At 37.3% G+C, this 25565-nt stretch carries 24 protein-coding genes; 16 read left to right on the forward strand and 8 right to left on the reverse strand.

Annotated elements, in window-relative coordinates; all coding sequences use genetic code 11:
- Nucleotides 1–237: 237 nt before the first annotated feature.
- From L8T27_RS20665 to L8T27_RS20720, 12 genes are read left to right on the forward strand one after another with little or no spacing between them, the layout of a single operon-like run.
- Nucleotides 238–3900, forward strand: a complete 3663-nt coding sequence (locus L8T27_RS20665) for a nitrate reductase subunit alpha (protein WP_237942697.1) — start codon at nucleotides 238–240, stop codon at nucleotides 3898–3900.
- A complete protein-coding gene (gene narH, locus L8T27_RS20670) occupies nucleotides 3890–5452 on the forward strand; it encodes a nitrate reductase subunit beta (RefSeq protein ID WP_237942699.1) in 1563 nt (520 codons plus the stop codon). Before L8T27_RS20665 ends, narH begins: the two co-directional genes overlap by 11 nt.
- Nucleotides 5445–6023: a nitrate reductase molybdenum cofactor assembly chaperone gene (gene narJ / locus L8T27_RS20675; protein ID WP_237942701.1), complete on the forward strand. Its 579-nt coding sequence runs from the start codon at nucleotides 5445–5447 to the stop codon at nucleotides 6021–6023. The genes narH and narJ overlap by 8 nt, the downstream gene beginning before the upstream one ends.
- Nucleotides 6020–6709, forward strand: coding sequence for a respiratory nitrate reductase subunit gamma (gene narI / locus L8T27_RS20680; RefSeq protein ID WP_237942703.1), 690 nt, complete (start codon nucleotides 6020–6022; stop codon nucleotides 6707–6709). Before narJ ends, narI begins: the two co-directional genes overlap by 4 nt.
- Nucleotides 6710–6744: 35 nt before the next feature.
- On the forward strand, nucleotides 6745–7197 hold the full coding sequence (locus L8T27_RS20685) for a GAF domain-containing protein (protein ID WP_233315291.1): 453 nt from the start codon (nucleotides 6745–6747) through the stop codon (nucleotides 7195–7197).
- Between the two features lie 4 nt (nucleotides 7198–7201).
- Nucleotides 7202–8260, forward strand: a complete 1059-nt coding sequence (locus tag L8T27_RS20690) for a sensor histidine kinase (protein ID WP_233315290.1) — start codon at nucleotides 7202–7204, stop codon at nucleotides 8258–8260.
- Nucleotides 8256–8906: a response regulator gene (locus L8T27_RS20695; protein ID WP_233315647.1), complete on the forward strand. Its 651-nt coding sequence runs from the start codon at nucleotides 8256–8258 to the stop codon at nucleotides 8904–8906. Before L8T27_RS20690 ends, L8T27_RS20695 begins: the two co-directional genes overlap by 5 nt.
- 45 nt (nucleotides 8907–8951) lie before the next feature.
- Nucleotides 8952–10214, forward strand: a complete 1263-nt coding sequence (locus L8T27_RS20700; protein ID WP_237942705.1) for a molybdopterin molybdotransferase MoeA — start codon at nucleotides 8952–8954, stop codon at nucleotides 10212–10214.
- Complete coding sequence (gene mobB, locus L8T27_RS20705; RefSeq protein WP_237942707.1) at nucleotides 10211–10693, forward strand: molybdopterin-guanine dinucleotide biosynthesis protein B; 483 nt, start codon at nucleotides 10211–10213, stop codon at nucleotides 10691–10693. Before L8T27_RS20700 ends, mobB begins: the two co-directional genes overlap by 4 nt.
- A gap of 30 nt (nucleotides 10694–10723) precedes the next feature.
- Nucleotides 10724–11413: a Crp/Fnr family transcriptional regulator gene (locus L8T27_RS20710; protein ID WP_237942709.1), complete on the forward strand. Its 690-nt coding sequence runs from the start codon at nucleotides 10724–10726 to the stop codon at nucleotides 11411–11413.
- A 28-nt stretch (nucleotides 11414–11441) separates the two neighbouring features.
- Entirely contained in the window at nucleotides 11442–12158 is a 717-nt protein-coding gene (locus L8T27_RS20715) for a YwiC-like family protein (protein WP_237942711.1), read from the forward strand.
- Between the two features lie 17 nt (nucleotides 12159–12175).
- Complete coding sequence (locus tag L8T27_RS20720) at nucleotides 12176–12748, forward strand: molybdenum cofactor guanylyltransferase (RefSeq protein ID WP_237942712.1); 573 nt, start codon at nucleotides 12176–12178, stop codon at nucleotides 12746–12748.
- A gap of 42 nt (nucleotides 12749–12790) precedes the next feature.
- Here L8T27_RS20720 and ric read toward each other — a convergent pair whose 3' ends face one another.
- Complete coding sequence (ric, locus tag L8T27_RS20725) at nucleotides 12791–13498, reverse strand: iron-sulfur cluster repair di-iron protein (protein ID WP_233315646.1); 708 nt, start codon at nucleotides 13496–13498, stop codon at nucleotides 12791–12793.
- 117 nt (nucleotides 13499–13615) lie between these two features.
- On the opposite strand from ric, the gene moaA reads away from it, so the two are divergent.
- Nucleotides 13616–14629, forward strand: coding sequence for a GTP 3',8-cyclase MoaA (gene moaA, locus L8T27_RS20730; RefSeq protein WP_237942714.1), 1014 nt, complete (start codon nucleotides 13616–13618; stop codon nucleotides 14627–14629).
- Between the two features lie 1717 nt (nucleotides 14630–16346).
- Here the strand turns inward: moaA and L8T27_RS20735 are convergent.
- The 7 genes from L8T27_RS20735 to L8T27_RS20765 form a co-directional block, all read right to left on the reverse strand.
- Nucleotides 16347–16523 carry a hypothetical protein gene (locus tag L8T27_RS20735; protein ID WP_237942719.1) on the reverse strand — a complete coding sequence of 59 codons (177 nt, stop codon included), beginning with the start codon at nucleotides 16521–16523 and terminating at the stop codon, nucleotides 16347–16349.
- 390 nt (nucleotides 16524–16913) lie between these two features.
- Nucleotides 16914–18953, reverse strand: coding sequence for a LuxR C-terminal-related transcriptional regulator (locus L8T27_RS20740; protein WP_237942721.1), 2040 nt, complete (start codon nucleotides 18951–18953; stop codon nucleotides 16914–16916).
- 26 nt (nucleotides 18954–18979) lie between these two features.
- On the reverse strand, nucleotides 18980–20317 hold the full coding sequence (locus tag L8T27_RS20745; RefSeq protein ID WP_233315280.1) for a SpoIIE family protein phosphatase: 1338 nt from the start codon (nucleotides 20315–20317) through the stop codon (nucleotides 18980–18982).
- A 24-nt stretch (nucleotides 20318–20341) separates the two neighbouring features.
- Entirely contained in the window at nucleotides 20342–20686 is a 345-nt protein-coding gene (locus L8T27_RS20750; protein ID WP_233315279.1) for an STAS domain-containing protein, read from the reverse strand.
- Nucleotides 20687–20717: 31 nt separating this feature from the next.
- Entirely contained in the window at nucleotides 20718–21125 is a 408-nt protein-coding gene (locus L8T27_RS20755) for an ATP-binding protein (RefSeq protein WP_237942723.1), read from the reverse strand.
- Between the two features lie 208 nt (nucleotides 21126–21333).
- Nucleotides 21334–21624: a hypothetical protein gene (locus tag L8T27_RS20760; protein ID WP_233315277.1), complete on the reverse strand. Its 291-nt coding sequence runs from the start codon at nucleotides 21622–21624 to the stop codon at nucleotides 21334–21336.
- A 197-nt stretch (nucleotides 21625–21821) separates the two neighbouring features.
- Entirely contained in the window at nucleotides 21822–23138 is a 1317-nt protein-coding gene (locus tag L8T27_RS20765; RefSeq protein WP_233315276.1) for a PTS sugar transporter subunit IIC, read from the reverse strand.
- 421 nt (nucleotides 23139–23559) lie between these two features.
- On the opposite strand from L8T27_RS20765, the gene L8T27_RS20770 reads away from it, so the two are divergent.
- Genes L8T27_RS20770 through L8T27_RS20780 form a run of 3 tightly spaced genes read left to right on the forward strand, consistent with a single transcriptional unit; the run spans nucleotide 23560 to nucleotide 25559 of the window.
- The gene (locus tag L8T27_RS20770; protein WP_237942725.1) at nucleotides 23560–24096 is read left to right on the forward strand and encodes a Gfo/Idh/MocA family oxidoreductase; all 537 of its coding nucleotides are present in this window, start codon (nucleotides 23560–23562) and stop codon (nucleotides 24094–24096) included.
- Nucleotides 24097–24579, forward strand: a complete 483-nt coding sequence (locus L8T27_RS20775; protein ID WP_237942727.1) for a Gfo/Idh/MocA family oxidoreductase — start codon at nucleotides 24097–24099, stop codon at nucleotides 24577–24579.
- A complete protein-coding gene (locus L8T27_RS20780) occupies nucleotides 24576–25559 on the forward strand; it encodes a Gfo/Idh/MocA family protein (protein ID WP_233315274.1) in 984 nt (327 codons plus the stop codon). The genes L8T27_RS20775 and L8T27_RS20780 overlap by 4 nt, the downstream gene beginning before the upstream one ends.
- Nucleotides 25560–25565 lie beyond the last annotated feature (6 nt).

Consider the following 25565-nt stretch of genomic DNA (forward strand, 5'->3'; position numbering starts at 1 on the left):
CTATCCAGGGATATTGTGAAAAAACAACATTTTATCAGCATAGTGAGCGGAAAAATCAGGGGATTCCCTTAATCAATTTCCGGCTGCCAAAAAGCGTAAATTTGAACATTCTGCGACAATTGACTGTTTTCACCTCTTGAAAAGCCAATATAGGGAATTTCCCTAATAGTTAGTTCGAAAGAAAGGTCGATACAATGGAATAGTAGATCGAGTCGGTTTTAAACAGGAGGGCTCATAATGGCTAAACGGACAAAGAAATTAAACTTTTTTAAGAAAACAGAAAAATTTAATGGTAACTGGTCTGTTTTACAAGAAACAGACCGCGAATGGGAAAATATTTACCGGGGGAGATGGGCGCATGACAAAGAAGTGCGGACAACTCATGGTGTTAACTGCACAGGTTCATGCAGCTGGAAGGTCTTCGTTAAGAGCGGCATTATTACATGGGAAAATCAAGCAACAGATTATCCAAGCTGCGGACCTGATATGCCGGAGTTTGAACCAAGGGGCTGTCCGCGGGGAGCAAGCTTTTCTTGGTATGAGTACAGCCCGCTGCGCATTAAATTTCCATATATGCGAGGACGGCTTTGGAAAATGTGGCAAGAAGCATTACAACATTATCAAGATCCTGTCAAAGCATGGGGAAGTATAGTCGAGGATAAAGAAAAAGCAGACTCTTATAAGAAGCTTAGAGGAAAGGGCGGCATGATTCGCGTTACATTTGAAGAAGCGTATCAAATGATTTCCGCTATGCTTATTTATACGATAAAAAAATATGGACCTGACCGAATTGCTGGGTTTTCCCCTATTCCTGCGATGTCCATGATCAGCTATGCTGCAGGCAGCCGTTTTTTAAGCTTGATCGGAGGAGAGCTACTAAGCTTCTATGATTGGTATGCAGACTTACCGCCTGCTTCTCCGCAAATATGGGGGGAACAAACAGATGTACCAGAATCTAGTGATTGGTATAACGCCGGTTATATCATGATGTGGGGCTCGAATGTTCCATTAACACGAACACCAGATGCGCATTTTATGGCAGAGGTGCGCTATAAAGGTGCAAAAGTTGTTTCTGTGGCGCCTGACTATGCAGAAAGTGTTAAATTCGCAGACAACTGGCTAGCTCCTCACCCAGGAACAGATGCAGCCTTGGCACAAGCGATGACACATGTAATTCTGAAGGAATTTTATATAAACCGGAAAGAAGAGGCATTCATTAACTATGCAAAAAAATATACAGATTTACCATTTTTGTTAAAGCTGGAGCCAACTAGTGACGGCAAGTTTAAAGCAGGCCGATTTCTTCGAGCAGAAGAGCTGAATAACGATGGCAACATGGTTAATGGCGCATGGAAACCAGTTCTTTTAGATGAAGATTCCAATCGCATTGTAGTGCCAAATGGAACGATTGGCCAGCGTTGGAATGATAACGAAAAATGGAATTTAAAGCTGGAAACAGAAAGAGGAGAAGCAATTTCGCCCTTATTATCTACTTTTTCACAAGAGAATGCAGAAAAAGTAAAGATACAATTTCCGTTATTTGAATCAAGTGGAAATAAAGTTTTTGACCGGCCAATTTCCGCTATTCCGATTTTATTAGCAGATGGTTCCACCGGGTTTGCTGCAACTGTTTATGATGTCATGCTTGCCCAATATGGTGTTTCAGAAGATCCGGCGGTCCTAATTGAAGATGATATTTACACGCCAGCCTGGCAGGAGCCGATTACTGGAGTTAAAGCAAGCATCGTCGAGCAAATAGCAAAAGAATTTGCCCAAAACTCGATTGACACACAAGGTCGCTCGATGATCATCATGGGGGCTGGAATCAATCATTGGTACAACAGTGATACGATTTACCGAGCCATTTTGAACTTAGTTATTTTAACAGCATCTGAGGGAGTTAACGGAGGTGGCTGGGCTCATTATGTTGGTCAGGAGAAATGCCGTCCGTATGAAGGCTGGGGAACGATAGCCTTTGCGAAGGACTGGCAGGCACCGCCTCGTCAGCAAAATGGAACATCCTTCTTCTATTTTACATCTGATCAGTGGCGATATGAGGAAGAAGAGCTAGGCAACAAACTATATGCTTCACCGCTTGTGAAGGATATAACATATAAACATCCAGCTGATTATAATGTGCTTGCTGCCAGATTAGGCTGGTTGCCTTCTTACCCGCAGTTTAATAAAAACTCATTAAACTTTGCGAAAAACAATAAAAATCCGGAAGACATCATTCCTAATTTGGTAAAGGAATTAAAGTCAGGAGAAACATCCTTTGCTATTGAAGACCCTGATAATCCAGTGAACTTTCCGCGTGGTTTATTTGTTTGGCGCTCCAATTTAATGTCCAGCTCCAGTAAGGGGCAGGAATATTTTATGAAGCATCTGCTTGGCACGACTGAAAATGTGTTAGCTTCTCCAAGTCATAGCTTTAAACCAGAGGAAGTGAAATGGCATGAGGAGGAACAAACAGGCAAAGTTGATTTATTAGTTACATTGGATTTCCGTATGACTGCAACTCCGATGTACTCCGATATTATTCTGCCAGCAGCAACCTGGTATGAAAAGGAAGACTTAAGCAGTACAGATATGCATCCATTCGTTCATCCCTTTAATAAAGCAGTTGATCCTGTCTGGGAGTCTAAATCAGACTGGAACATATTTAAGGGACTTGCGAAATCTTTTACAGAAATGGCTCAGTCCCAGTTTGATGCTCCTGAGATTGATGTAGTGTCCGTTCCGCTCAACCATGATGCACCTTCGGAAATAGCGCAGCCATATGGATTAGTGAAGGATTGGAAAAAAGGCGAAATCGATGCAATCCCTGGCAAGACCATGCCAAACTTTACACTGGTAGAACGTGATTATCGGCAAATTTATGACAAGTTTATCACATTAGGACCAAAAGTTGGTACGTACCCAACAGGGGCCCATGGTGTTAATTACAAAACAACTGAACAATATGAGGAATTAAAACAATCGTTAGGCACTTATGATGATGATACAATCAAAAACGGTTTGCCAATCATTGCCGATGAAAAAAAAGTCGCCAACAGTATATTAGCACTATCAAGTGCAACTAACGGAGAGTTAGCTGTTAGAGCGTGGGAAACGATGGAAGAGAAAACAGGCATGCCGTTAAAGGATATTGCAATAAAACGGCAAGGTGAAAAAATGACGTTCGAAAGTGTGACCGTCCAGCCAAGAGAGGTTATTCCAACACCAATTTTCACCGGTTCTAATAATGATGGCAAACGATACTCACCTTTTACAACAAATATCGAAAGGCTTGTGCCTTTTCGAACATTGACAGGACGTCAGCATTTTTATCTCGATCATGAATTGTTCTTTGAATATGGCGAGAACTTACCAGTCTATAAACCGACATTGCCGCAAATTATTTTTGATGAACAGGATAAAATGCCGGCAGCTGAAGCTAACTTAATTCTTCGATACATGACACCACATGGTAAATGGAATATCCACAGTATGTATCAGGATAATCAGCATATGCTTACTCTCTTCCGCGGTGGTCCTACTGTCTGGATAAGTGATATAGATGCAAAGAACGCTGAAATTAAAGATAATGATTGGCTTGAAGTATTTAATCGCAATGGTGTAACAGTTGCCAGAGCGGTCGTTAGTCACCGCATGCCGCGGGGGTCTATGTTTATGTATCATGCTCAGGACCGCCACATTAATATGCCTGGTTCAAAGCTTACAGGAAATCGCCCGGGAAGTCACAATGGACCAACAAGAATACATGTAAAACCAACACAAATGGTAGGCGGATATGCACAGCTTAGCTACGGGTTTAACTATTATGGTCCGATTGGCAATCAACGTGACTTGTATGTTGTTGTTCGGAAGCTGAAGGAGGTCGACTGGCTTGAAGATTAAAGCACAAATCGCAATGGTATTAAATTTAGATAAATGCATCGGCTGTCATACATGCAGTGTTACATGTAAAAATACATGGACAAATCGGCCAGGTGCGGAATATATGTGGTTCAACAATGTTGAAACAAAACCAGGGATAGGCTACCCAAAGCGCTGGGAAGACCAGGAGCATTATAAGGGTGGCTGGGAGTTGAATAAAAAAGGAAAGCTGCAGCTTAAGTCCGGCTCGAAAATCAATAAAGTAGCAACAGGGAAAATATTTTACAATCCAGATATGCCGAAGCTTGATGATTATTATGAACCGTGGACTTATTCATATGATAACCTTTTCTCGCCGAAGGAACGTGCACAGCAGCCTGTTGCACGTCCCCAATCATTAATAAGCGGCAAGGAAATGGAAATTGAGTGGGGACCGAACTGGGAAGATGATTTAGCAGGGGCTCCTGAAACAGCACCGCTTGACCCGAACATCCAAAAAATCGAAGAAGAAATCAAATTGAACTTTGACCATGCTTTTATGACGTATCTGCCAAGATTATGTGAGCATTGCTTAAACCCAGCTTGCGTTGCTTCCTGTCCAAGCGGAGCTATGTATAAACGGGACGAAGATGGGATTGTGCTAGTCAATCAAGAAGAATGCCGCAGCTGGCGCTTCTGTATGTCAGGCTGTCCCTATAAAAAAGTGTATTTTAACTGGAAAACAAGCAAAGCAGAAAAATGTACGTTTTGTTTTCCAAGAATTGAAAATGGACTTCCGACCGTATGCTCTGAAACATGCACAGGACGTATTCGCTATCTAGGCGTTCTTTTATATGATGCAGATCGTGTGGAAGAAGCGGCATCTGTCAGCAATGAAACAGATTTATATAAAGCACAGCTGGAGCTGTTTTTAGACCCAAATGATCCAGAGATAATCAGTCAGGCCAGAAAAGATGGGGTAGCAGAGTCCTTTATTGAAGCAGCACAACATTCACCAATCTATAAAATGGCGATTGAATATAAAATTGCCTTCCCATTGCATCCAGAGTATCGGACATTGCCAATGGTTTGGTATGTGCCGCCCCTTTCCCCGATAATGAGCTATTTCGAAGGCAAGGATTCCATTCAAAATCCGGATATGATTTTCCCGGCTATTGAAGAAATGCGCATTCCTGTCAGTTATATTGCCAGCATGCTGACTGCAGGTGACACGGATGTAATAACACTTGCTTTGCAGAAGATGGCTATGATGCGTCAATATATGCGGGCTGTTTCTGCTAATAAAGAATTTGATACCTCCCGATTAGAACGTGTCGGGTTAACGGAAAAAACGACGAAGGAAATGTATCGTTTACTTGCCATAGCAAAATATGAAGATCGTTTTGTTATTCCAACTTCACATAAAGAAGCATACTTAGATCCCTATACAGAACAAGGCACCTCAGGTTTTAGTGCATGCAATGGCTGCTCTTTGTCTGGGGGCGGTATGGGAGCAAACAACAACCCACCAGTCGACACAACAAATCAAAGCTTATATGAAAAGAATTTTTATGGAGGGATATGGCGTGATTAATCAATGTGAATTTGAAAAATACAGACCCATACTCCAAGAATTTAGTTTGATGCTGCTTTATCCCCAAGAAAGACGGCTAAAGCAGCAGGATTTTCCTTTAATAGAGTTATATAGTGAAAGCAATAAACAAATATCGGAAAATATGAATCGTTTTTTTGACTATATAAGCGAATTAACTCTGCTCCAGCAGCAAGAGTATTATGTGCAAACATTCGACTTCAGTAAAAAAACACCACTTCACATGACTTATGTAAAATATGAAGATGCCAAAGAAAGAGGGCAAATACTTGTCCAATTAAAATTGATGTACGCCATGTGCGGGTTAGAATTGGACTCAAAAGAGCTATCCGATTACTTACCTTTAATGCTAGAGTTTTTAGCAAATGGAGAATGGATACACAATAATCGTCTTCAGAAATGGCAGCTATTATTCGCGATAGTGGAGGATGGAACGTATTTTCTCCAGGAAGAATTGAAACAAAAAGACAATCCGTATCAGTATGTGATTCAAGCTGTTCGGCTTTCTTTAAAAGCATGTATGGAGTCAGAGAGGGAGGCGACTATACAATGAGTGGTGTAAACCAGCTCTTCTGGACAGTTATTCCCTATATATTCTTGATGATCTTTGTGTTAGGGATGATCTTTCGCTATCGCTATGATCAATTTTCATGGACAGCTAAGTCCAGTGAATTACTAGAAAAGAAGAAATTAATGATTGGCAGCAGTCTATTTCATATCGGAATTATCTTCGTGTTTTTTGGCCATGTGGGAGGCTTGCTTGTTCCGATTGAAGTAACAGAAGCTTTTGGTATCAGTAACCATCTGTATCATACGATTGCCGTATGGGTCGGCGGCATTTTCGGCTTCATGGCATATGTGGGAATCATTCTGTTAACATGGCGAAGAGTATCAGATGTACGTGTCCGCTCCATTAGTACTTTCTCAGATATATCTATTAATATCATTTTAATCATCGTTATGTCTTTAGGTATTTTCAGCACATTTTTTGGCACGAGCAGTCAGCCGGATTTTAACTATCGTGAATCAATCTCGATTTGGTTTAGACAGTTATTTATTCTCCAGCCGGATGGCAGCCTGATGAGCGGAGTTCCGCTGCTGTTTAAATTACATATCATTTCTGCTTTTGCCCTGCTTGCTCTGTTTCCTTTCAGCAGATTAGTACATGCATTTAGCTTGCCAATAGGATATATTAAAAGACGATATATAATCTATCAAAAAAATGTGGTGCGTAAGTAATTTAAATATGATGCTAGAAAAGGGAATGAAATCAATTGACGCTTAGTGTAGAACAGAAAATAATCGACTTATTAATTGAAATAAGACTTCAGCTGGAAGTAGATTTTGTCGGTTTGGCCATGGCAGCTGAGAATGAAGATGGCGATGTAGTGATCAAGTGGAAATATGTTTCAAACAATCGCAATAACCGCTATCAAAAAATTGTCCTGCAAGTAGGGAAAGGAATTGCTGGCATCGTTTGGAAAACTGCTCGCCCTTATGTGATAGAAGATGCAAAAAAAGATATACAGGAAACAAAAGACTTCCCATTAACTATTACAGAGCAGCTAGTCAGTATGGCAGCAATTCCTCTATTACACGGACAGGAAGTTCAAGCTGTTTTATTAGGCGGCTTTAGAAAAAAGAAAAAATTGAATCAAACCTTTATCAATGAATTGATTTCTATTTGCACAGAAATAAACCCATTATTAGATGAGTTAAGGGGATGAATAAATGGGAACTGCCATTTCTAAACAGAAATTGATTGAAGCAATGTTTAATAAAATGAATGATGCAGTCTTTTTTTTGCATGAAAATGAAGTTCTGTTTATGAATCCAAAAGCCATTGAGCTTATTAATAAATTTGAAGTGAATGTAGCCAATATGTCATCGATATGCCATCTTTGCAACGGCATGACAAATGAAACAGGTTATCAAACCTGCTCAAATTGTTTTATTGAAGGAGAAAAAAATCTAGAGTCTTTTCAGTTATTTTTATCAAAAAAGAACGATCAGCATGCAGATGATACACCGTTTAGCGGCAGCTACTTTCCTCTTGAGGAAGTGGATGACGTAAATGTGCTTATCTTACGAAATTTAACAAACCAACAAGAAACAGAAAAGCTTCAATTCCAAAAATCTTTAACAGAATATGTTATCCATGCATCAGAAGAAGAAAGAAAGCGGCTTTCACGAGAGTTGCATGATGGCTTGGCACAGGAAATCTACAGTGCCCTCATACAATTACAATCTATGAGATATACAAATGATTACGAAAAAGTGAAAGAAACAGCTAGCAGTATCGAAACAATTATCGTAAAATCTCTAAACTCGATAAAATCGATGGCCATCGATTTACGTCCGGCAGCTTTAGATGATATGGGACTTTATGCAGCGTTAAAGTCCTATTGTAAACGATTTGAAGAAACATTCGGCATGGAGGTTGAGCTTTACAGCAATATTCAAACAGAACGTTATACAGGCAAGATTGAAACAATGGTATACAGGGTATGTACGGAAGCGCTTATTAATGCCGCTAAATATGCTGACACAGATGAGGTTGTCGTCTACTTACTGGCTGGCAAAAAACAGCTGCGTGTTGAAGTAATGGATGAAGGCTTAGGCTTCGATTTGCATAATATCCATGTAAAGGGAACAGGTCTTGGTCTGCGAAATATGGAGGAAAGAATCTCTCTGCTTGGAGGAAAATTTTCCATTGAAACATCCATTGGAATCGGGACCAAGGTTTTAGCTGTCATCCCACTAGAACAGGAGGAGCATGAAGATGATTAATGTATTAATTGCTGATGATCATGCCATCGTCAGAAGCGGTCTTTCCTTCTTAATTGACGCACAAGAGGATATGAAAGTAGTTGGGACTGCAGCTGATGGCTTTGAAGTTACTTATTTAGTAGAAAGACTTCAGCCAGATGTTGTTCTAATGGATTTAAGTATGCCTCCTGGAGAAAACGGACTTTCGGCAACAAAGAAAATCAAAAAGGCTTTTCCTCCTATTCAAGTCTTAATACTAACGATGCATGATGATGAAGAATATTTATATCACGCTTTTAAATCAGGTGCAACAGGCTATATTTTAAAAAATGCTAAAGATGATGAGCTGCTTCATGCTATTCGTGCAGTAATGAAAGGGGAAAGATATATTCACTCTAAAGTCTCGACTAAAATGGTTCGTGAACATATTGAGAGTCCAGAGCAAGATCCTGAAATCGTGGATTCCTATTATTTATTATCAAACCGTGAGCAGGAAGTGCTTCCGTTAGTTGCACTAGGATATGGAAATAAAGAAATTGCAGACAAATTATTTATTTCCGTGAAAACAGTGGAAGCACATAAAGCAAATATGATGAGTAAGTTAGGCCTTACGACAAGGCCTGAGCTTGTCCAATATGCAATAAAAAAGAATTTAATAGATTTATAAGGTTTGCCTAGTAGTTATATTACTAACACTAAGGAGAGAAGTGAAATGAACTTATCTCGAAAACCAATCCAAATAAACGAAGTGATCGAGAGAATTTGGGAGCATCATAATCCAGGCATGACAGAAATCGTTGCTATTGAAGACAATACAGACCGTTTTTTAGGAGAGGATATTATCGCAAAAACGGATGTACCGGCATTCGATAAATCACCATATGATGGGTTTGCGCTGCGTGCAGAGGATACTGCTTGGGCATCATCAGAGAATAGGATAGAATTCGAGGTCATTGATAAAATCGGGGCAGGCTCAGTATCACATAAAAGAATTGGTGGCCTCCAAGCAGTTCGAATCATGACAGGAGCACCAATTCCATCCGGCTGTGATACGGTCATCATGTTGGAGCTAGTGAAGGAGATAGAAAGAGACGGAAAGAATTTTATCCAAATTACTCGAAAGCTAAAAAAGGGAGACAATATATCCTTTCGTGGAGAAGATATTAAGTCTGGAACACTGCTAGTAAGGAAAGGAACAAAAATAAATCCTGGAATTCAATCCTTATTAGCAACATTTGGTTACAAGAAATTAGCCGTTATGCGTAAACCGAAAATCGGGGTTCTTGCTACAGGTGATGAACTATTGAATGTAGAGGAACCATTAGTTCCCGGGAAGATACGTAACAGCAACAGCTATATGATTGTAGAACAAATTAAACGAAGCGGTGCAAAAGCAATCCATTATGGAAAGATACCAGACACCTTTACAGCGACATATGACGCCTTACACAAGGCAATTGCTGAAGTAGATATGATGATTACAATAGGTGGAGTATCAGTTGGAGACTATGACTATATGCCAAAAGTATATGAAGCGCTTGGAGCAGACATTCTTTGCAATAAAATAGCGATGAGGCCAGGAAGTGTTACAACAATTGCAAGCTTAGATGGAAAGCTATTGTATGGGTTATCTGGGAATCCTTCAGCTTGTTATGTCGGTTTTGAACTGTTTGCACGCCCCATCATTCGGCATAGCTTGGGCAGCAATAAACCTTTTTTGAAAAAAGTAAAAGCGATTTTAGACGTTGATTTTCCTAAGGTTAATCCGTTTACACGCTTTGTGCGCAGCAAGCTTTTTACTGGCGGAACACAGTTATTCGTAGCGCCAATTGGTATGGATAAGTCCAATATTATCTTTTCACTTGCCTATGCAAACTGCCTGATGGTCCTTCCTGGAGGAACGAGAGGTTATAAAAAAGGCATGGAAGTTGAAGTGCTTTTATTAGAAGATCACGATGGAAGTGACCTATTTTGATACTTCAATACGTAGGCTTTCAAAACAGCGGCAAAACAACGGCAATGGAGTGGACGATTCAGCAATTAACAGAGAAAGGCTATAATGTCATCGCAGTCAAGCATCATGGACATGGCGGCATTCCTGACAATATTGTGAAAGATTCCACAAAGTATAGCGATGCAGGTGCTGTTGCAAGTATAGTAGAGGGTGAGGGAGTTCTCCATTTAGAGATAACTAATCAAAAGTGGGATATCGAAAAAATCCATATGCTGCTGTCTTGTTTAAATTATGATCTTTTATTAATAGAAGGATATAAACAGGAGAAATTTCCTAAAGTCGTTTTCACACGGTCAGAACGTGATCTCGATCAGTTGCAGTTTCTCTCAAATATTCATTCCATCATCCCATTCTGTGATCAATTAGCAGATAAGAAGGCATACATAAACAAATTGGTTGCTTGGATTGAACAGGAATTACCGAAGAGGAAGCTAGTTTAACAAGTTATTCACTGTAGAGGAGTAATATAGATGTCAGACGTAATATTTAACTATTTAAGAAGTGTAACGCTTTTTAAAGAGCTTTCAGATGACGAGCTTCTTCCTATTGCAGACATTTCCTATATGAAGCTATATAAAACGAAATCATTTATTTATATGCAAGGTGACCCGCTTGATAGAGTATTTTTTCTATACGCAGGTAAACTTAAAATCCATCGCACAGATGTAACGGGAAAGGAACAAATCGTAGCAGTGCCACAAGTCGGCGAAATGTTTCCTCATATTGGATTATTTCGGAAAGGGAGCTTTCCAGCACATGCAGAAGTACTTAAAAATGCTCAAGTAGTTGTCACACCAATCACTGAATTTGAACAAATCCTAATAAAACATCCTGAATTATGTATGAAAATGTTTACGTTTCTCGCTGAAAAAATCATTGACTTGCAAGACCGATTGGTCGAACAAATCCTGCACAGTTCCTATGATCAAATAGTGATGTTGTTAATACGTTTATGTAAGTCAAATGGAGTACCTTTTACTAAAGATTTATATCTCATTACTACACACTTTACTAATCGAGAGCTTGCTAACATGATTGGATCATCAAGAGAAACAATAAACCGCACACTTAATCAATTACGAAAAAAGCAGTTAGTCAGTACTACTACGGAGGGTAATTTATTAATACATTTAGAAAAATTAACAGCTGAACTTAACTAATCAAGCAAGTGAAATGGGAGGATTTCATATGGTTTTGCCAAGAGAACACGGAACTTGGATGATGTTTTTTCTTCCATATCTGCTCGGAATGATATTGTCTGGACCTAATTGGCTTCATCTTGTTCTTTTAATCGGTTGGTTTTTTATTTTTTTGACATCTACACCACTATTGAATATCATCCGTAAGCCAAAATTAAAGAAAGATATGCTTCCATGGGTACTAAAGTATAGTACAGCTGCTATCCTATTTACCGTTCCAATTATATGGATGCAGCCAATTCTCTTATGGGGCATATTCTTATTATTACCACTGCTCTTTGTTAGTAGATATTTCATTAAAAAAAAGCAAGAGAGGAGCTTATGGAATAATTTAAGCGGCATTCTTATTTTTTCTCTCGGGGGAACAGCTGCTTATATAGTTGGGCAAGGAAGCTTAACGAAAGAGGCAATCCTATTGTTATGTATTACCACGCTCTATTTTATGAGCAGTGCCTTTTACGTGAAATCATTAATCAGGGAGCGAAAAAATCCCGCTTTTAAAAGAAAGTCTCATATTTTCCACCTATTATTACTACTATTTCCTTTGTTAATAGCCTTACCGTGGATGACGATAGCGTACTTGCCAAGTGTGTGCAAAGATTTTTTTACTACAAGAAAGAGGCCAATAAAACCGCTAAGAATTGGCATTATAGAGATCATTAATGGAATTGTGTTTTTTTTAGTAAGCTTATTTTTTCTTAAGTAACGAAATGGAGAGGGCATATGCATCAATATATAGGTACTATATTAGCCGGCGGACAGTCTAGCAGATTTGGTGAACACAAAGCCTTTGCGAGGAGAAAGAATAAATTTTTCTATCAATATTCTATAGAAGCACTCCAAGCTATTACCCCAAAAATCTATTTAGTTTCACATCCTGCCATTACAGATAGATTTATTGCTAAGGAAGTAACCATCATTCAAGACACGCCCAGTTTTCAAGGGTATGGACCCCTTGCTGGAATATATAGCGTCATGGAAAGAGAGCAAGCTGAATGGTATTTCGTTTTGCCAATTGACAGCCCGTTTATTACGCATCAGAGTATGGAAGTATTATTAGCTCATCTAGAAGACGAATACGAAGCAATCGTTCCAATTGTAAACGAAAAACCTCAGCCTCTAATTTCTATATACAACTTTAAAATCAAAAAAAAGCTCTTTTCTGCATTAAAAAGCCAAGATTTATCGATGAATAGCTTGTTGACACAGCTTCATGTGAAATTTGTTGAGGAGTTTAACGAAGATAGTTTTATTAATATTAACGAACAAAGGGACTATATCAAGTTTATTACATGAAAAAAAGAACATGAACAAAATCTGTCATGCTCTTTCTAACAATTAAGCTAGTTTAATTGCTCGTTTAAACAATACGTTATTTTCTAAATGGATATGTTGAAACATATCTGCTTCAAGGGCACAAAGACGATGATAAACAAGACGATAGGTGCCGCATGCATTGCTTGGAGGTGTGAAGTCATTTGTAATGTCACGCAGTTCCTTCAAAATGTCTCCAGCGTTTTGATGCTCGCTCTCAAGCTCTGCAACAATAGCAGTTAATTTTTGATAATTTTCGTCAGTTGGCTGTTGTTCATATTCCAAGATTAGCTTAAAGTCTTCATTTTCTTCTTTGTGAATATGGTTCTCTAATTCTGCTTTCAGTTCAAAAAACAGCTTGTGTATTCTTACTAAATGAGGATTATTTTCACCGTGAACACGCCTAACTTTTGTTACATATGGACTTAACAGTGGTAATTCTTCTCGTAAAAAACGGTGATGCTTACTGACAATATGGTCTATTAATTCACTAGAAGAAGCTTTTTTCCAGTCTATCGCTGCTTCATTTAATAAATTTGTTTGTTCGTATAGTGTAGATAAGTTTGTTAACACTTCATCTATTGATAAATTTCTTTCAGTAACTGCTTCAATCAGCGGACGATTACCGCCACAGCAAAAATCAATACGGTATGTTTTAAAGAGATCACTGGCCTTTGGAAACTCGGTAACAATCTCACTAATAATAGAATGCTCGTTAAATGGTTGATTCATCATATAGCCTCCAGTAATTTGATTAGTTGTTGCTCTAATTAAGAATAACAAGTATCCCGCTTTAAACTTGTGATATACATCACATTTAATGAAAAATAATAGAAAAGAGATGACAGCATGAAGAGTAACCTGTTAGATAAATTACAGCGTCCATTAAGAGATTTACGTATATCGGTTACAGACCGCTGCAATTTCCGCTGTGTATATTGCATGCCAGAAGAATTATTTAAGTCTGGGTATACATTTATGCCGTCAGAACAGATGCTGTCATTTGATGAGATCGTAAGAACAGCTAAGCTATTTGTCAGGCTAGGTGTAAAAAAGATTCGCCTAACCGGAGGAGAGCCACTGCTTAGAAAGGACTTACCAGCCTTAATTAAGGAGCTTCATAATATCGAGGGACTAGAAGATATTGGATTAACTACAAACGGTTCTTTGCTAAAGAAATTTGCAAAGGATTTATATATAGCAGGATTAAGGAGAATCACAGTAAGTCTAGATTCATTGGATGCAGAGCGGTTTTCGATGATAAATGGGCACAGATGTAAATTAACAACCGTAATGGACGGCATACATGCTGCCTTAAACGTAGGAATGATTGTTAAAATCAATATGGTTGTTAAAAAGGGACAAAATGAGGAAGACATCATTCCAATGGCCAAATTTTGCAAACAACATAAGCTTATTCTAAGATTTATTGAATATATGGATGTAGGTAATTCAAATGGATGGCAATTGGAAGAGGTTGTTACTAAACAGCAGATACTAAACAAACTAAATGAGCAGATGCCAGTTAAACAAATCAAAGAAAATTATACTGGTGAAGTAGCAACACGTTATCAATATTTGAACAGTAGCCAAGAAATAGGAATTATTTCTTCCGTAACAGACACATTTTGCGCAACATGTTCACGAATAAGGTTATCAGCAGATGGAAAATTATATACCTGTTTATTTGCATCAGCAGGCCATGACTTACGCAGCTTAATACGCAGTGAACAAAATGACGACATTATTATCAATAAAATATCGCAAATTTGGAACGGTCGACATGATCGTTATTCAGAAGAGCGAAGTAATCTATCTATAAAACAAAAAAAGAAAATCGAAATGTCTTCAATTGGCGGGTAATGCAGACGATCACTTAAAGTGATTGTCTTTTTTCTTGGATGTAGAGATATAAAAGAACTATTCGTATAAGACCTGTTTTACGAAATGTATTTTTTAAGAAACTGTGCAAATAAGGCAAGTATAGGTGAATGGTATGCTATTGTGTGTTATATGAGTGAAAATGCGATATATCGGATAAATTTTGTGTTTTAGTTTGAATTGCAATTATATTTACAGGTTAAATAGTTACATAATAGTTAACATTATTTGAATTTGTTAACAAACAATTAATTAATAAGCGGAGAATTAATTTTAATTAAATAATCCTCAAATTACATCGAATAAATACAATCTAAAGTTAAATGAATGAAAAATCTGTTGCAACTATGTGTGCAGATGAATTCTGTGCGCAATTAAATGTTGGTGCAGAATTTACTGCATCAAATAACCTTAATAAAATTTACTATTTTTATTAATTATAATGCTAAGGGGGCACAGGAAAAGAAATATACAACTATTCGTATAATACTAATTTTACGAATAGTACTATTAGGAATTGTTTATGAATTCAAATGTACCATGATGTTAAGGTTAATTAGTGTATTTAAGTGGCGGTTGCGTTGCTAACACATACTGCATAGCAGCCGTTAAATTGCAGTGATTAACCTATGATAACAATTTAATATTTGTCGATATTTGTAAAATATTCAAAGTTAAACAATATATAAATAAGTTTAGTTAAATAGTTAAATTTAACGACTGTAAAAGAAAAATTTAAGCTAAAAGTCTGTAAAAACGTCAAAATGCTAAGATTTTTGGAGATATCATCAAACCCTGTATAGATAAAGTGTAGTTCGAATTGCTACCAGTAGATCTTGCAGGTACATAATAATAGAATCTAATGGCAAGAAAACTGTATTTATTAATAAACAAGGTACTATTTCAGCTCTTGGCAAACAACTCCCCTTCCCTTTTCTTCATTTACTTTACGTTTAGCAGACATACACTAATAGATTTATATATTGCAAGGATGCAGATTCCGTTATTGATAAGTATAAGCACCATTAAATTTTTTATACTATTGGTTATTTATTATTTACCATAAATTAATTATGTAAACTAGTATTCGTAAAAATTGTATTATACGAACAATTGTTCTTATTTGTTTGATTAAGATAGAAAAGTCCATTGAGTTACATTTTTTTAGTCTTCATACCTTTATTTATCTGCAATAAAATAAGCATGGTTCCTATACTGTATCAGGCCCATGCTTTAAATCATTCTATTTCTTTAGTTATTAAGTACATTCTTTTCCTGTTGTAATTTTTCGACGTCCTTGATATCTACTCCTGTCTTCTCTGCTATTACTTCTGGTGCAAGCACATCTAATAAAGACTTAGCTAATTCAATAATTTGTCTTTTTTTACCTTTGTAACAGCCTCTTTAACTGCCGCCGCAACAGCCTCTTGCTTGCCTTCTTCAAAAAGCCGTCCGACTTTTGTCATTTTTAAACACTCCCTTACTTTGATGGCGTAGTTATTATCAATGAATTTATCTGTTGAGGTAAGAATTCCTGCAATTACCTGTAGTTGTATATGTTCATCCTTTATACATTTCGCTAGCTCTACTGTTTCATATGTTAATTCGTTACGACCCTTTGCGCTGTACATTAATGGCACAAAACTTAATTTATACAGCTCCTCAAGGTTTAATTCAACATTATCACGTATTTTTCCCTTTAATTCTCCATGATAGCATCACCGTTATACTCTGATAACAATACAGGATTGGAGGAAATTCGAAAGGATCCTGCGTCTAAACTATCCTTTGTTACATCACTTGTGTACACAACTACTAAGTGAATCTTTTTTATGTTATTTTTCCTTTGAAAGTATCGTTGTAAAATGATGTCCATACCTCATGTACTTCAAATGATTTTCCTTGAATCTGTTATTGCTCTCGTATTCTAACATTAAAATTGAGCCGTCTTCCAGCTGGAAAACAGTATCTGATCTTTTTTCATCTGCAGTAAATCGGAATTCATTTGGCAATAGCGTCTTTATTTTCGGTATCTGATAAGACCAACAACATCAAGCGTTACATCTGCGTATAGCTCGCTTGTAAATTTAAAGAAAACGTCCTTGTTATTAAATGAGATTCCTTTCGACATTTTGTTACTCTCCCTAGTTACCCTTTTATACAGGAGTACATTAGAAGTTTTCTATCAAATGCCAAAACGTTCAATAATTCATCACAACTAAAGAGATATTGCCTGGCAGTGTGTAGCTATATACCTCAAATTCACTTATTGTTCATACTTTATCCGATAAATTTTCGCCATTGCTTGTACTCTATCTGCCACATCGAGTTTTCGAAAGATATTTGTTAGGTGGTTTTTGACAGTATGGGCGCTAATGAACAGTAAATCGGCAACTTCTTGATTATTTAAACCTTCAAGAATTAAATGAAGAACTTCCTTTTCTCTGCTTGTTAATGAAAGATTATCTATTACGCTTTTCACATCTTTCAAATCCTCAATTTCCGTGATTCCGATTGTAGCATGATCCGCTTCTAATTCCTTGCTGCTACTTGCCTTCTGGGCGATGATATATTCACGGAATTGAACGGCTAATGGACTATTTATGTCTTTAAAGGGAATTGTGATTCCTTTAAGATAAGAAAAAGCTAATACTAATAGCTGCGCCTCTTCAGTCAGAATGCTTCTTTGCTCTTCTCCGTTTAGTATATGATGATATTCTCTAAGTATCTTCAGCCGTTCTGCACTTATTTTATCGTGAAGAAAGTCTAGACTGAATGGGATTACCTTACATGTCTCTAACAGTTCCTCAACAGCAGAATCCTGCCAGCTTTGTTTGCTCATAAACCCTTTCAGTAGTTCCGTCGCTTTACAAGTAAGATGAAATTCCTCTGGTTTTAGTTCCTTTAAGCTTTCGAAAAGTATTTCAGTAGGCTCTTGTTTTACCTCTAAGTCAATAATTCTTTTTGAACCAAAGCTTACAGCTAAAACCTCGGTTAATAATTTAAGTTCTGCCTCTAGCCTCTTATCTCCTAAATGCCCCTCTTCCTCGAAGTGAATGGTAAACAGACCTAAAACTTGCTCATTTAAAGTGATTGCCTTATGAATTAAGCCTTTTTTAGAAGCGTTTACTTCAACTCGGTGACCGTTAGAAAAGAGTTGTTCAGCAACTTTATGATGCTCTTGTTCAGCAGCTTGTGAAGCCTTGCCTCTTTTGTACAATTTTCCACTTCTCGCTGTAAAGATAGTTAAACAATTTTTGCTCCATTTATGACAAACGTCCATAACGCTGTACAAAACACTGATTGGATCATTTGTATGCAATAGTATGTCAGCTAAATTCAAAAAGGCTGCATGTACATCTCTTTGTTTGTCAACAAGCTTAAATTGCTGGATTAAAAATTCTGTTTGAGCGGCTGCTTGTGCAAGTGCTTGTAAATGCTCTGTTAGCTCTTTGCTCACAGGCTTATTAGTCAAGGAGCCTCCAAACATAATTCCTACTGTTTCTTTAGCCTGTTGGATAGGGAAACCAAAAATATGCTGAGGGTATATGTCAAACTGATGAAAGAATCCTGCTTTTGGTGATTCTTTTATAGACTCAAAATGAAAGATCTTTTTTGTAGCAGCAGCATGTCCTAATAAACCTTCTCCGATAAAGAAGCTTTTTCCCTCCAACTGTTTTGCATCCCCGTTTATATGTTGGATGGTATAAATAGCATTTTCTTCTCTTTTGGCAATACCGATAAAGTCCACAAAGCCTTCTTTTACTGCGTAATCTAAAATATTACTTATAGAGAAATCCTCCATATAAGCGAGCTGCTTTTTATAAAGTGTCAACAGCTGATTTTTCCACGTCATCTCTTGTCGTAAGCTTTTTACAAACATTAAGCTATAATGTAGATCGTTTATCTTTACTAAGGCGCTTTCTTTCTCCTTTACGGTAAGAATAGGAATGTCTTTGTTTAACGCGGTAGACACTATATTGCTTCCGCATACATCTTCCACAAAAGGACCGGTAATAATTAAATACGAGTCTTCTCTATATTGGAAAAAGGGTGACAGGATGTATTTATAACATCCAATTTTCTCATCTGTTGGTGTTATTACTACTGGTTTTTTTATTTGGTAAGCTATATTTAGTACGTCGAGAAGCTCTGTAGAATATTCTTTAAAGAGCAGCATGATGTCTGTATTTCGAATTACATACCCTCCCTTGCTGTTAACAAGGTGGATTGGCAATCGAATGGTGCTTTCATATGTTTCTATCAGTGCTGTTACTATGTCATTGTTTAAAGTATTTACATTCAATTTTAATCATCCTATATTATAATGTTTTATATATGTCGGAACTTGCTGATTGCCATCTTAACAAACGAAATATCATCTTGTTTACTTATTTCCCCATCATGAAGCAATATCTCCAATAGCCCTTTTGTATCTAGTTGTGAATTAGCGAGTACAGATTCCTTCAATTTATTAACAGCATGGTACATCGCTGTACCGTCAATATTTTCTAATAGTCCATCTGTAAATAGAAGTAACTGCGAAGAATCTTTTAAAGGTACTGTTTCAGCGGTTGGCTTGATTTCTTCAAGTATTCCTAAAGGAACACAATTGGATTTAAGAAGCTCTGCATGATCAGACTGTACCAATAGCCCTGGAGGATGGCCGGCGTTAATATATGTTAAGTTCATTTCTTTCGTATCTGCAACTGCATATAGTGCAGTGAAAAACTGTAAGGAGCTGGTATGATCATTAAACAATTTATGCATATGAGCGTTTAGTGTCTCTATGACAAGAACAGGTTCTTTTACCCTGACAATCAATCCTTCTAACAGTGCCCGTATACTCATGGAAACAAGGGCAGCTGAAACACCATGTCCCATTACATCCATAATTAACACTCCGTATTGATGCTCATTAATCCTATACCAGACATACATATCTCCTCCGATATTATGTGCTGGAATATACTGCCCTTCTATCTGAACCTCCTCCGTAATTAGCGGCTTGCAGAGTACACTTTGCTGCAGAATGGTCGCGAGTTCAAGATCTTTGTTCATTTCCTCTTCTAGTTTTTTCTTTTCTGTTATATCCTTTGCGATAACACAGACACCATCTATTCTTCCTTGCATAATTAACGGAATGCTTTTATATTCTATATAAACTGGGTTTTCATGCTTATCTCGTATGATGTCTGTACTGTCCACCATTTTCCCTTCTAGTACATCCTCGAAATTTTCAAGTGATTTGGAGGTTTCTTTATGAAAAAGCAGATCTTTGAAATGAGACCCAATCAACTTATCTCCTAGCACGTCAGTTACTCGTTCGTTAACTTCTGTTATTGTGCCTTCGTTATTGACGATAATTGCCAGATAGAGATTATTATTAAATAAGGTAAAATGCCTAAGTGTTACTTTTTCTAAGTCGAATATAAGTTCTTTTTTTCGTATTGTTTCTTTCCTTTCTTTCCAAAACAGACAAACGATAAATAAACCTAATGGAAGATGCAAGAAGAAACTTAATGTTTGATATTCTTCAAAAAGATGAATATCCATGCCTGTTTTCAGCTTGTAAGAAAGTTTAAGGAAGATAAACAGCTCCATTACTACGTATGCAGCCAGTAGGACACCTGTCCATTTACTTCCCGATAATCTATTTATCTGCTTCATTACACTTCCCTTTCCTTCTAAGCATTAAAGCGTCTTCTTTTGTTCAAAATATTGTTCAGCCTGTTCCAATGTAGGAAATAGCTCCATAAAAGTGTTGAATTTAACGATTTCGAATATCTCATCCAATGGTGGCGTAATTCCTGAAACAACAAGCTCCTTTCCATTTTTTCTTGCTTTCATAGCTCCATCAGCGATTACACCGAGTCCTGAGCTGTTCAAATAGGAAACATGATTTAAATCAAGTATTAAAGAGGCAGTCGATTCATGCAGAAACTTCCCCATCATTAGTCGGAAGTGTTCGCTGTTCTTAATCGTAATATCTTCGTTCATTTCAAGGATGTGGATATGAGCTTTTTTTATGACTTTCATTTCTGCCACACTTTCTTTAAATTTTAGTAAACTACTCTATCCTAAAGATAAGAGTCAGTTTTTTGCCTTCTTCTGTGTAAATAAGCTTATCAGCAAGCTTCTGCATGATGGCTATTCCCCGGCCGCGCATACATGTTTGATGCTCTTTAAAAAACACATCTGGATTGCCAATAATCCCAATCTTCTGTTCATAATTAAAACCGTTTCCATTATGCAACACATCAACATAAAGTTTTTTGTCGCTTATCTTTATGGAAAAAGTAATGCTTCCGTCTTTAACTGTTTGGATTCCATGTTCGAAGGCATTATTGACTGCTTCCAATAAAGCATACAAAATCTTCACATGGTTTCCATATGCTATTTTCTGGAGATATTCCTCGATAGCAGGAAGCTTTTCCTCAAGCTCCTCATATCGGGATATTGTATAGGCTAATGTCATGTTTACACCTCAAACGATAATCCACCTGCTCATTATTTGTTAGGATATGCATATAAAGAATAATTAACCTCTTCTTGATTCATACTTTTAAAATCAATTTTTCGGCTAAAAAATAGGAAAAGGCATGAGACCGATACTGCCGATTCCATGCCATAGATATACAATTTTTATCTAATAGTATTAAGGGATAACTACAAATAAATGGTGGTTAATGAATCCCTTTAGAAACTAATCCGATTGCTAACGTTTGAAATAACGATCTAACCGGCATATTTCGTTTTTTGATTGTTCTGAGCATATCAACTAATTGCCTGATTTCATCCTTAGATTGAACATCTATGATCAAATCACATAAATAGTCGCTTTCCATAATAGTCATTCCAGTTGCAGTAGGTACTTTAAAAGCTTTTTCTTTTCGTAAGTTATTTTTCAGATAATTTTTATCCATATCATATAAAGTTATTAAAACTGGTTTTTTGTCTACTGTCATTTCAATCATAAATGTTAACCCTCCTTGATGAATCCAGACTAAGTTGTTTTTACTCTTCTGTATAATAGATTTATCATACCTATTATCTAGGTAAAGATATATAGGAATCCGTTCCTGAGGAAGAGGGTCCTATGTAGTAAGACCTCCTAATCCAATCGTAAAAATATGAGAAAGGACCTAGAAATAGGTCCTTCCCAATGTTCAAATTAAAGAGATAAAGTTGAATCATTATTTGCTGTTTTTTCGTTTTCTACGCTTTCCTTTTGTTTCTCAGCTTTTTCATAGGCTTTCCAGAAAGGATAATATACGATTATGCCGATAGCAAAGTTGATAATAACTAAAAGCACTCCCTTCCAGTCACCGCCTGTGGCAACATAGCCTGATATAAACGGCGGAGTAGCCCATGGCAGTTCAACAAAGACTCTATTTATAAGATGTAGGGAAAATGCCCCGTAAGTTACTATAGCTGCGATGGTCCCTGATAGGATAAAAGGGATAAGGAAAAAAGGATTTAACACAATTGGCAAGCCGAAAACAATTGGTTCAATAATTGTAAATACAGCTGCAGGTGTTACAATGCCTGCCAACGTTCTAGCTTGTTTTAATTTAGAGCGCCACATCCAGAACAAAATTCCCCACGCAGCAGCAGGCCAGATTGTGATTCGTTCGACCACTGTCGTCCACACATGAGGCAAATCCTTTAAGTTAACTCCATTCGCTAAAGCCTCTGCATTTTCCGCTACCCATTGCAGTTTTAATGGTTCAAAAATTGGTCCTATCATATTATCTCCATGCATGCCAACAGACCAAAGCAAAAGTCCGATAAACACTCTTGGTACATACACGAAAATACTATCTGTGCCGCTGAATACTGGCCCTAACACGGAGTTCAGAAACACTGTGATATCAAAGTTCAGTATAGAACGGACTATCCATAAAACCGTTAAGATGACCAAAAACGGTATGAGCGCAACGAACGCATTCGTCACATTTGGCGGTACCCCATCTGGCATTCGGATGGTAATTTTCTTTTCCAAAAAAAATCGGTAAATTCTAATACTGATTAAACTGCTGATAATTGCTGCAAATAATCCTCCTGCAGCAAAATTCGTCACATCCATCCCATTTGTTAAATCATTTATATTAATCAAAAAGAATGCCGCTACACTTAATAAGGCAGCATTAGTGGAATCAATATTAAAGTGTTTGGCATAATTCATGCCAATCGCAACAGCAGCATATAACGAGAGAAAATTCATGGTTATATGGAAAAACACTAGCAGCTTTGGAGCTAGACTAGATAATGCTGGGATAAGGGCCCCTTCACTGAAAGTACCTGGTAAACCGAGCATAGCTAGTAATAAAAACAAGCTTCCAATAATCACAATAGGAACAATTGCGACTAAACCATCCTTTACAGCGGCAACAACGGGGATACCGCCAAACTTTGCCATTGGTCCGGCTAATCGATTTACAACAATATTAGAGATTCTTTCTAAAAATGATGTCTTAGGTTTAATCATTTTAACCTCTCCCCTTTTATTCAGTTACACTACCTGCATGTTGGTTATTTGTCGACAACAACCTTGTAAGCGCTATCTTTCTTAATCGGATTATAGGATACTGCTCAATTATTTGTCTAGAGAGGTTTTTGTTATTTCTGCTGCTGATAAATGGTTATCCTCTTCTAAGCGGAAAAAAGGGTTTATTATTTCCCAATTCTCAGCAAGCATCTTCATTACATAAATAGCATGAATTAGCGGTTCTTTGGCTTTTAATCTTTTTACTTTTTGCCTCATATATATTTTGGGAAATGAAATCAGATTTCAAGTTTCGTATGGTCTCAACTGCATTTAGAAAGATATCACCATAATGACAACGATAGGTTTTTAATAGTCATTTCGATGCTATGATTATTTTAAGAAATTGCAAAGGAGAGTTCATATGTTAAACATAGCGTTTGTAGGTTTTGGAAATGCCGTCGTAAATTATCACTTACCATATTTAGAAAGAAAAGATCAGATTAACGTGAAAAGTATCTTTAGAAGAGAAGAAGATCGTATTGGAGATACAGAACGAGAAGCCTGGTATCCTGATATCCGCTTCACAACAAGCTTCGAAGAGGTATTAAATGATGATGAAATAGAATTAATCGTTATTTGTACTCATGTTGACAGTCATGTTGCCTATGCAAAGCAAGCGTTAGAGCACAATAAGCATGTCCTTGTGGAAAAGCCATTTGCGCCAACTGTGGAAGAGGCAGAGGAAATTTTCGACTTGGCTAAGTCTAAAGGACTGATTGCGATGGCCAATCAAAACAGACGATTTGATGGTGATTTTCTTACATTGAAAAAAGTAATCGACAGTGGTGTGCTTGGTCGACTTATTGAAATACAGTCCCATTATGACTACTTTAATCCGCAGCATATCCAAAAGGGTTTTGGCTTATTGCACGGATTAGCGGTTCATACGATTGACTAGTTGTATTCCTTATTCGGTAAGCCAGAAGCAATTCATTATGATGTTAGAAGTATAAATCATCCAGGAGAATCAGATGATTATGTCGATATCGACTTCCATTACGGCCTGTTAAAGACTACGGTAAAATGCAGCTTAGCTGTAAAGATTAATCATCCGAAGTTTATTGTCCATGGCGACAAAGGCAGCTTTATAAAATACAGCAGCGGTCATCAGCAAAAAAATCCAGACGGTGTGACAAAAGCATCGTTTGAAGTGGAACCAGCAAGTAATTGGGGAGAGCTTTCCTATATTGATGAAAATGGGATAGAGCATAATGAATCGGTTAAGTCTGAAATAACCGATTATGGTATTCTTTACGAAAAATTATATGCAAGTATAAAAACTGGTGCAGAAAAGCCAGTGAAAGATGAAGAAGTTTTAGCCGTTTTAAAAATATTAAATGATGGTGTGGAAGCAGCGAAGAAATCGGGGTGTTCTCAATGAAAATAGCTACAATAGGTACAGGGTTTATTGTTGAGGCCTTTTTACAAGGCTTAGAGAAAATAGCAAGTGCAGAGTGTGTGGCAATTTACTCCCGTAAAGAGGAAACTGCACAGCCGCTTGCAGCAAAATATGAAGTAAATAAAATCTATACCGACTTAGATGCTTTATTTGCCGATGACTCTGTTGAAATCGTTTATATTGCATCACCAAACAGTCTCCATTTTGACCAGGCTTATCGTGCGCTGGAGCATGGGAAACATGTGATTTGTGAAAAACCGTTTACCTCTACCCTTCAAGAAACAGATACATTGATCTCGTTAGCAAAACAAAATAACTTAATGTTATTTGAAGCAATTACAACCATCCATTTGCCAAACTATCAAATTATAAAAGAAAATATCAATAAAATTGGGCAAATAAAGCTTGTCCAATGCAACTATAGTCAATATTCCAGCAAATATAATGCATTGCTTGCCGGCGAGACACCAAACGTCTTTAATCCGCAGTTCTCTGGCGGCTCTCTCGTTGATATTAATATCTATAACTTGCATTTTGTGATGGGTCTCTTTGGTACCCCAGAGAAACTGAGCTATACCGCCAATAAACATTCAAATGGTATCGATACATCTGGCGTCCTGTTATTAACTTATCCAGACTTTATTGCCGTGTGTGCCGGTGCAAAGGATACTCGCAGCGAGAACTTTGTGATGATTCAAGGAGAAAAAGGCTATATTCATGTTGAAAACGGAGCAAATGGCTGCAGACGGGTAATTCTTCACAATGACGAAGCTAAGACAGAATTTAATGAGCAAACATCTATGAACAATTTATACTATGAACTGCTCAAGTTTAATGACATCTATAAAACGAAGGATTATAACCGCTGCTATAGCTTGCTTGATTATAGTCGTTCTGTTATGGAAAAAGTGGTAGAAGCGCGCATGGACGCTAATATTATTTTCGCGGCAGATAATATTTAACAGAAA

The sequence above is a fragment of the Niallia sp. Man26 genome (genome assembly GCF_022049065.2).
Taxonomy (GTDB): Bacteria; Bacillota; Bacilli; order Bacillales; family Cytobacillaceae; genus Niallia.

Coding starts and splice junctions, on each gene's coding strand:
- L8T27_RS20665 (WP_237942697.1), top strand. CDS start 238: ATGGCTAAACGGACAAAGAAATTAAACTTTTTTAAGAAAACAGAAAAA.
- narI (WP_237942703.1), top strand. CDS start 6,020: ATGAGTGGTGTAAACCAGCTCTTCTGGACAGTTATTCCCTATATATTC.
- L8T27_RS20690 (WP_233315290.1), top strand. CDS start 7,202: ATGGGAACTGCCATTTCTAAACAGAAATTGATTGAAGCAATGTTTAAT.
- L8T27_RS20700 (WP_237942705.1), top strand. CDS start 8,952: ATGAACTTATCTCGAAAACCAATCCAAATAAACGAAGTGATCGAGAGA.
- L8T27_RS20710 (WP_237942709.1), top strand. CDS start 10,724: ATGTCAGACGTAATATTTAACTATTTAAGAAGTGTAACGCTTTTTAAA.
- L8T27_RS20715 (WP_237942711.1), top strand. CDS start 11,442: ATGGTTTTGCCAAGAGAACACGGAACTTGGATGATGTTTTTTCTTCCA.
- L8T27_RS20720 (WP_237942712.1), top strand. CDS start 12,176: ATGCATCAATATATAGGTACTATATTAGCCGGCGGACAGTCTAGCAGA.
- ric (WP_233315646.1), bottom strand. CDS start 13,498: ATGAATCAACCATTTAACGAGCATTCTATTATTAGTGAGATTGTTACC.
- moaA (WP_237942714.1), top strand. CDS start 13,616: ATGAAGAGTAACCTGTTAGATAAATTACAGCGTCCATTAAGAGATTTA.
- L8T27_RS20735 (WP_237942719.1), bottom strand. CDS start 16,523: ATGGACATCATTTTACAACGATACTTTCAAAGGAAAAATAACATAAAA.
- L8T27_RS20745 (WP_233315280.1), bottom strand. CDS start 20,317: ATGAAGCAGATAAATAGATTATCGGGAAGTAAATGGACAGGTGTCCTA.
- L8T27_RS20750 (WP_233315279.1), bottom strand. CDS start 20,686: ATGAAAGTCATAAAAAAAGCTCATATCCACATCCTTGAAATGAACGAA.
- L8T27_RS20755 (WP_237942723.1), bottom strand. CDS start 21,125: ATGACATTAGCCTATACAATATCCCGATATGAGGAGCTTGAGGAAAAG.
- L8T27_RS20760 (WP_233315277.1), bottom strand. CDS start 21,624: ATGATTGAAATGACAGTAGACAAAAAACCAGTTTTAATAACTTTATAT.
- L8T27_RS20765 (WP_233315276.1), bottom strand. CDS start 23,138: ATGATTAAACCTAAGACATCATTTTTAGAAAGAATCTCTAATATTGTT.
- L8T27_RS20770 (WP_237942725.1), top strand. CDS start 23,560: ATGTTAAACATAGCGTTTGTAGGTTTTGGAAATGCCGTCGTAAATTAT.
- L8T27_RS20780 (WP_233315274.1), top strand. CDS start 24,576: ATGAAAATAGCTACAATAGGTACAGGGTTTATTGTTGAGGCCTTTTTA.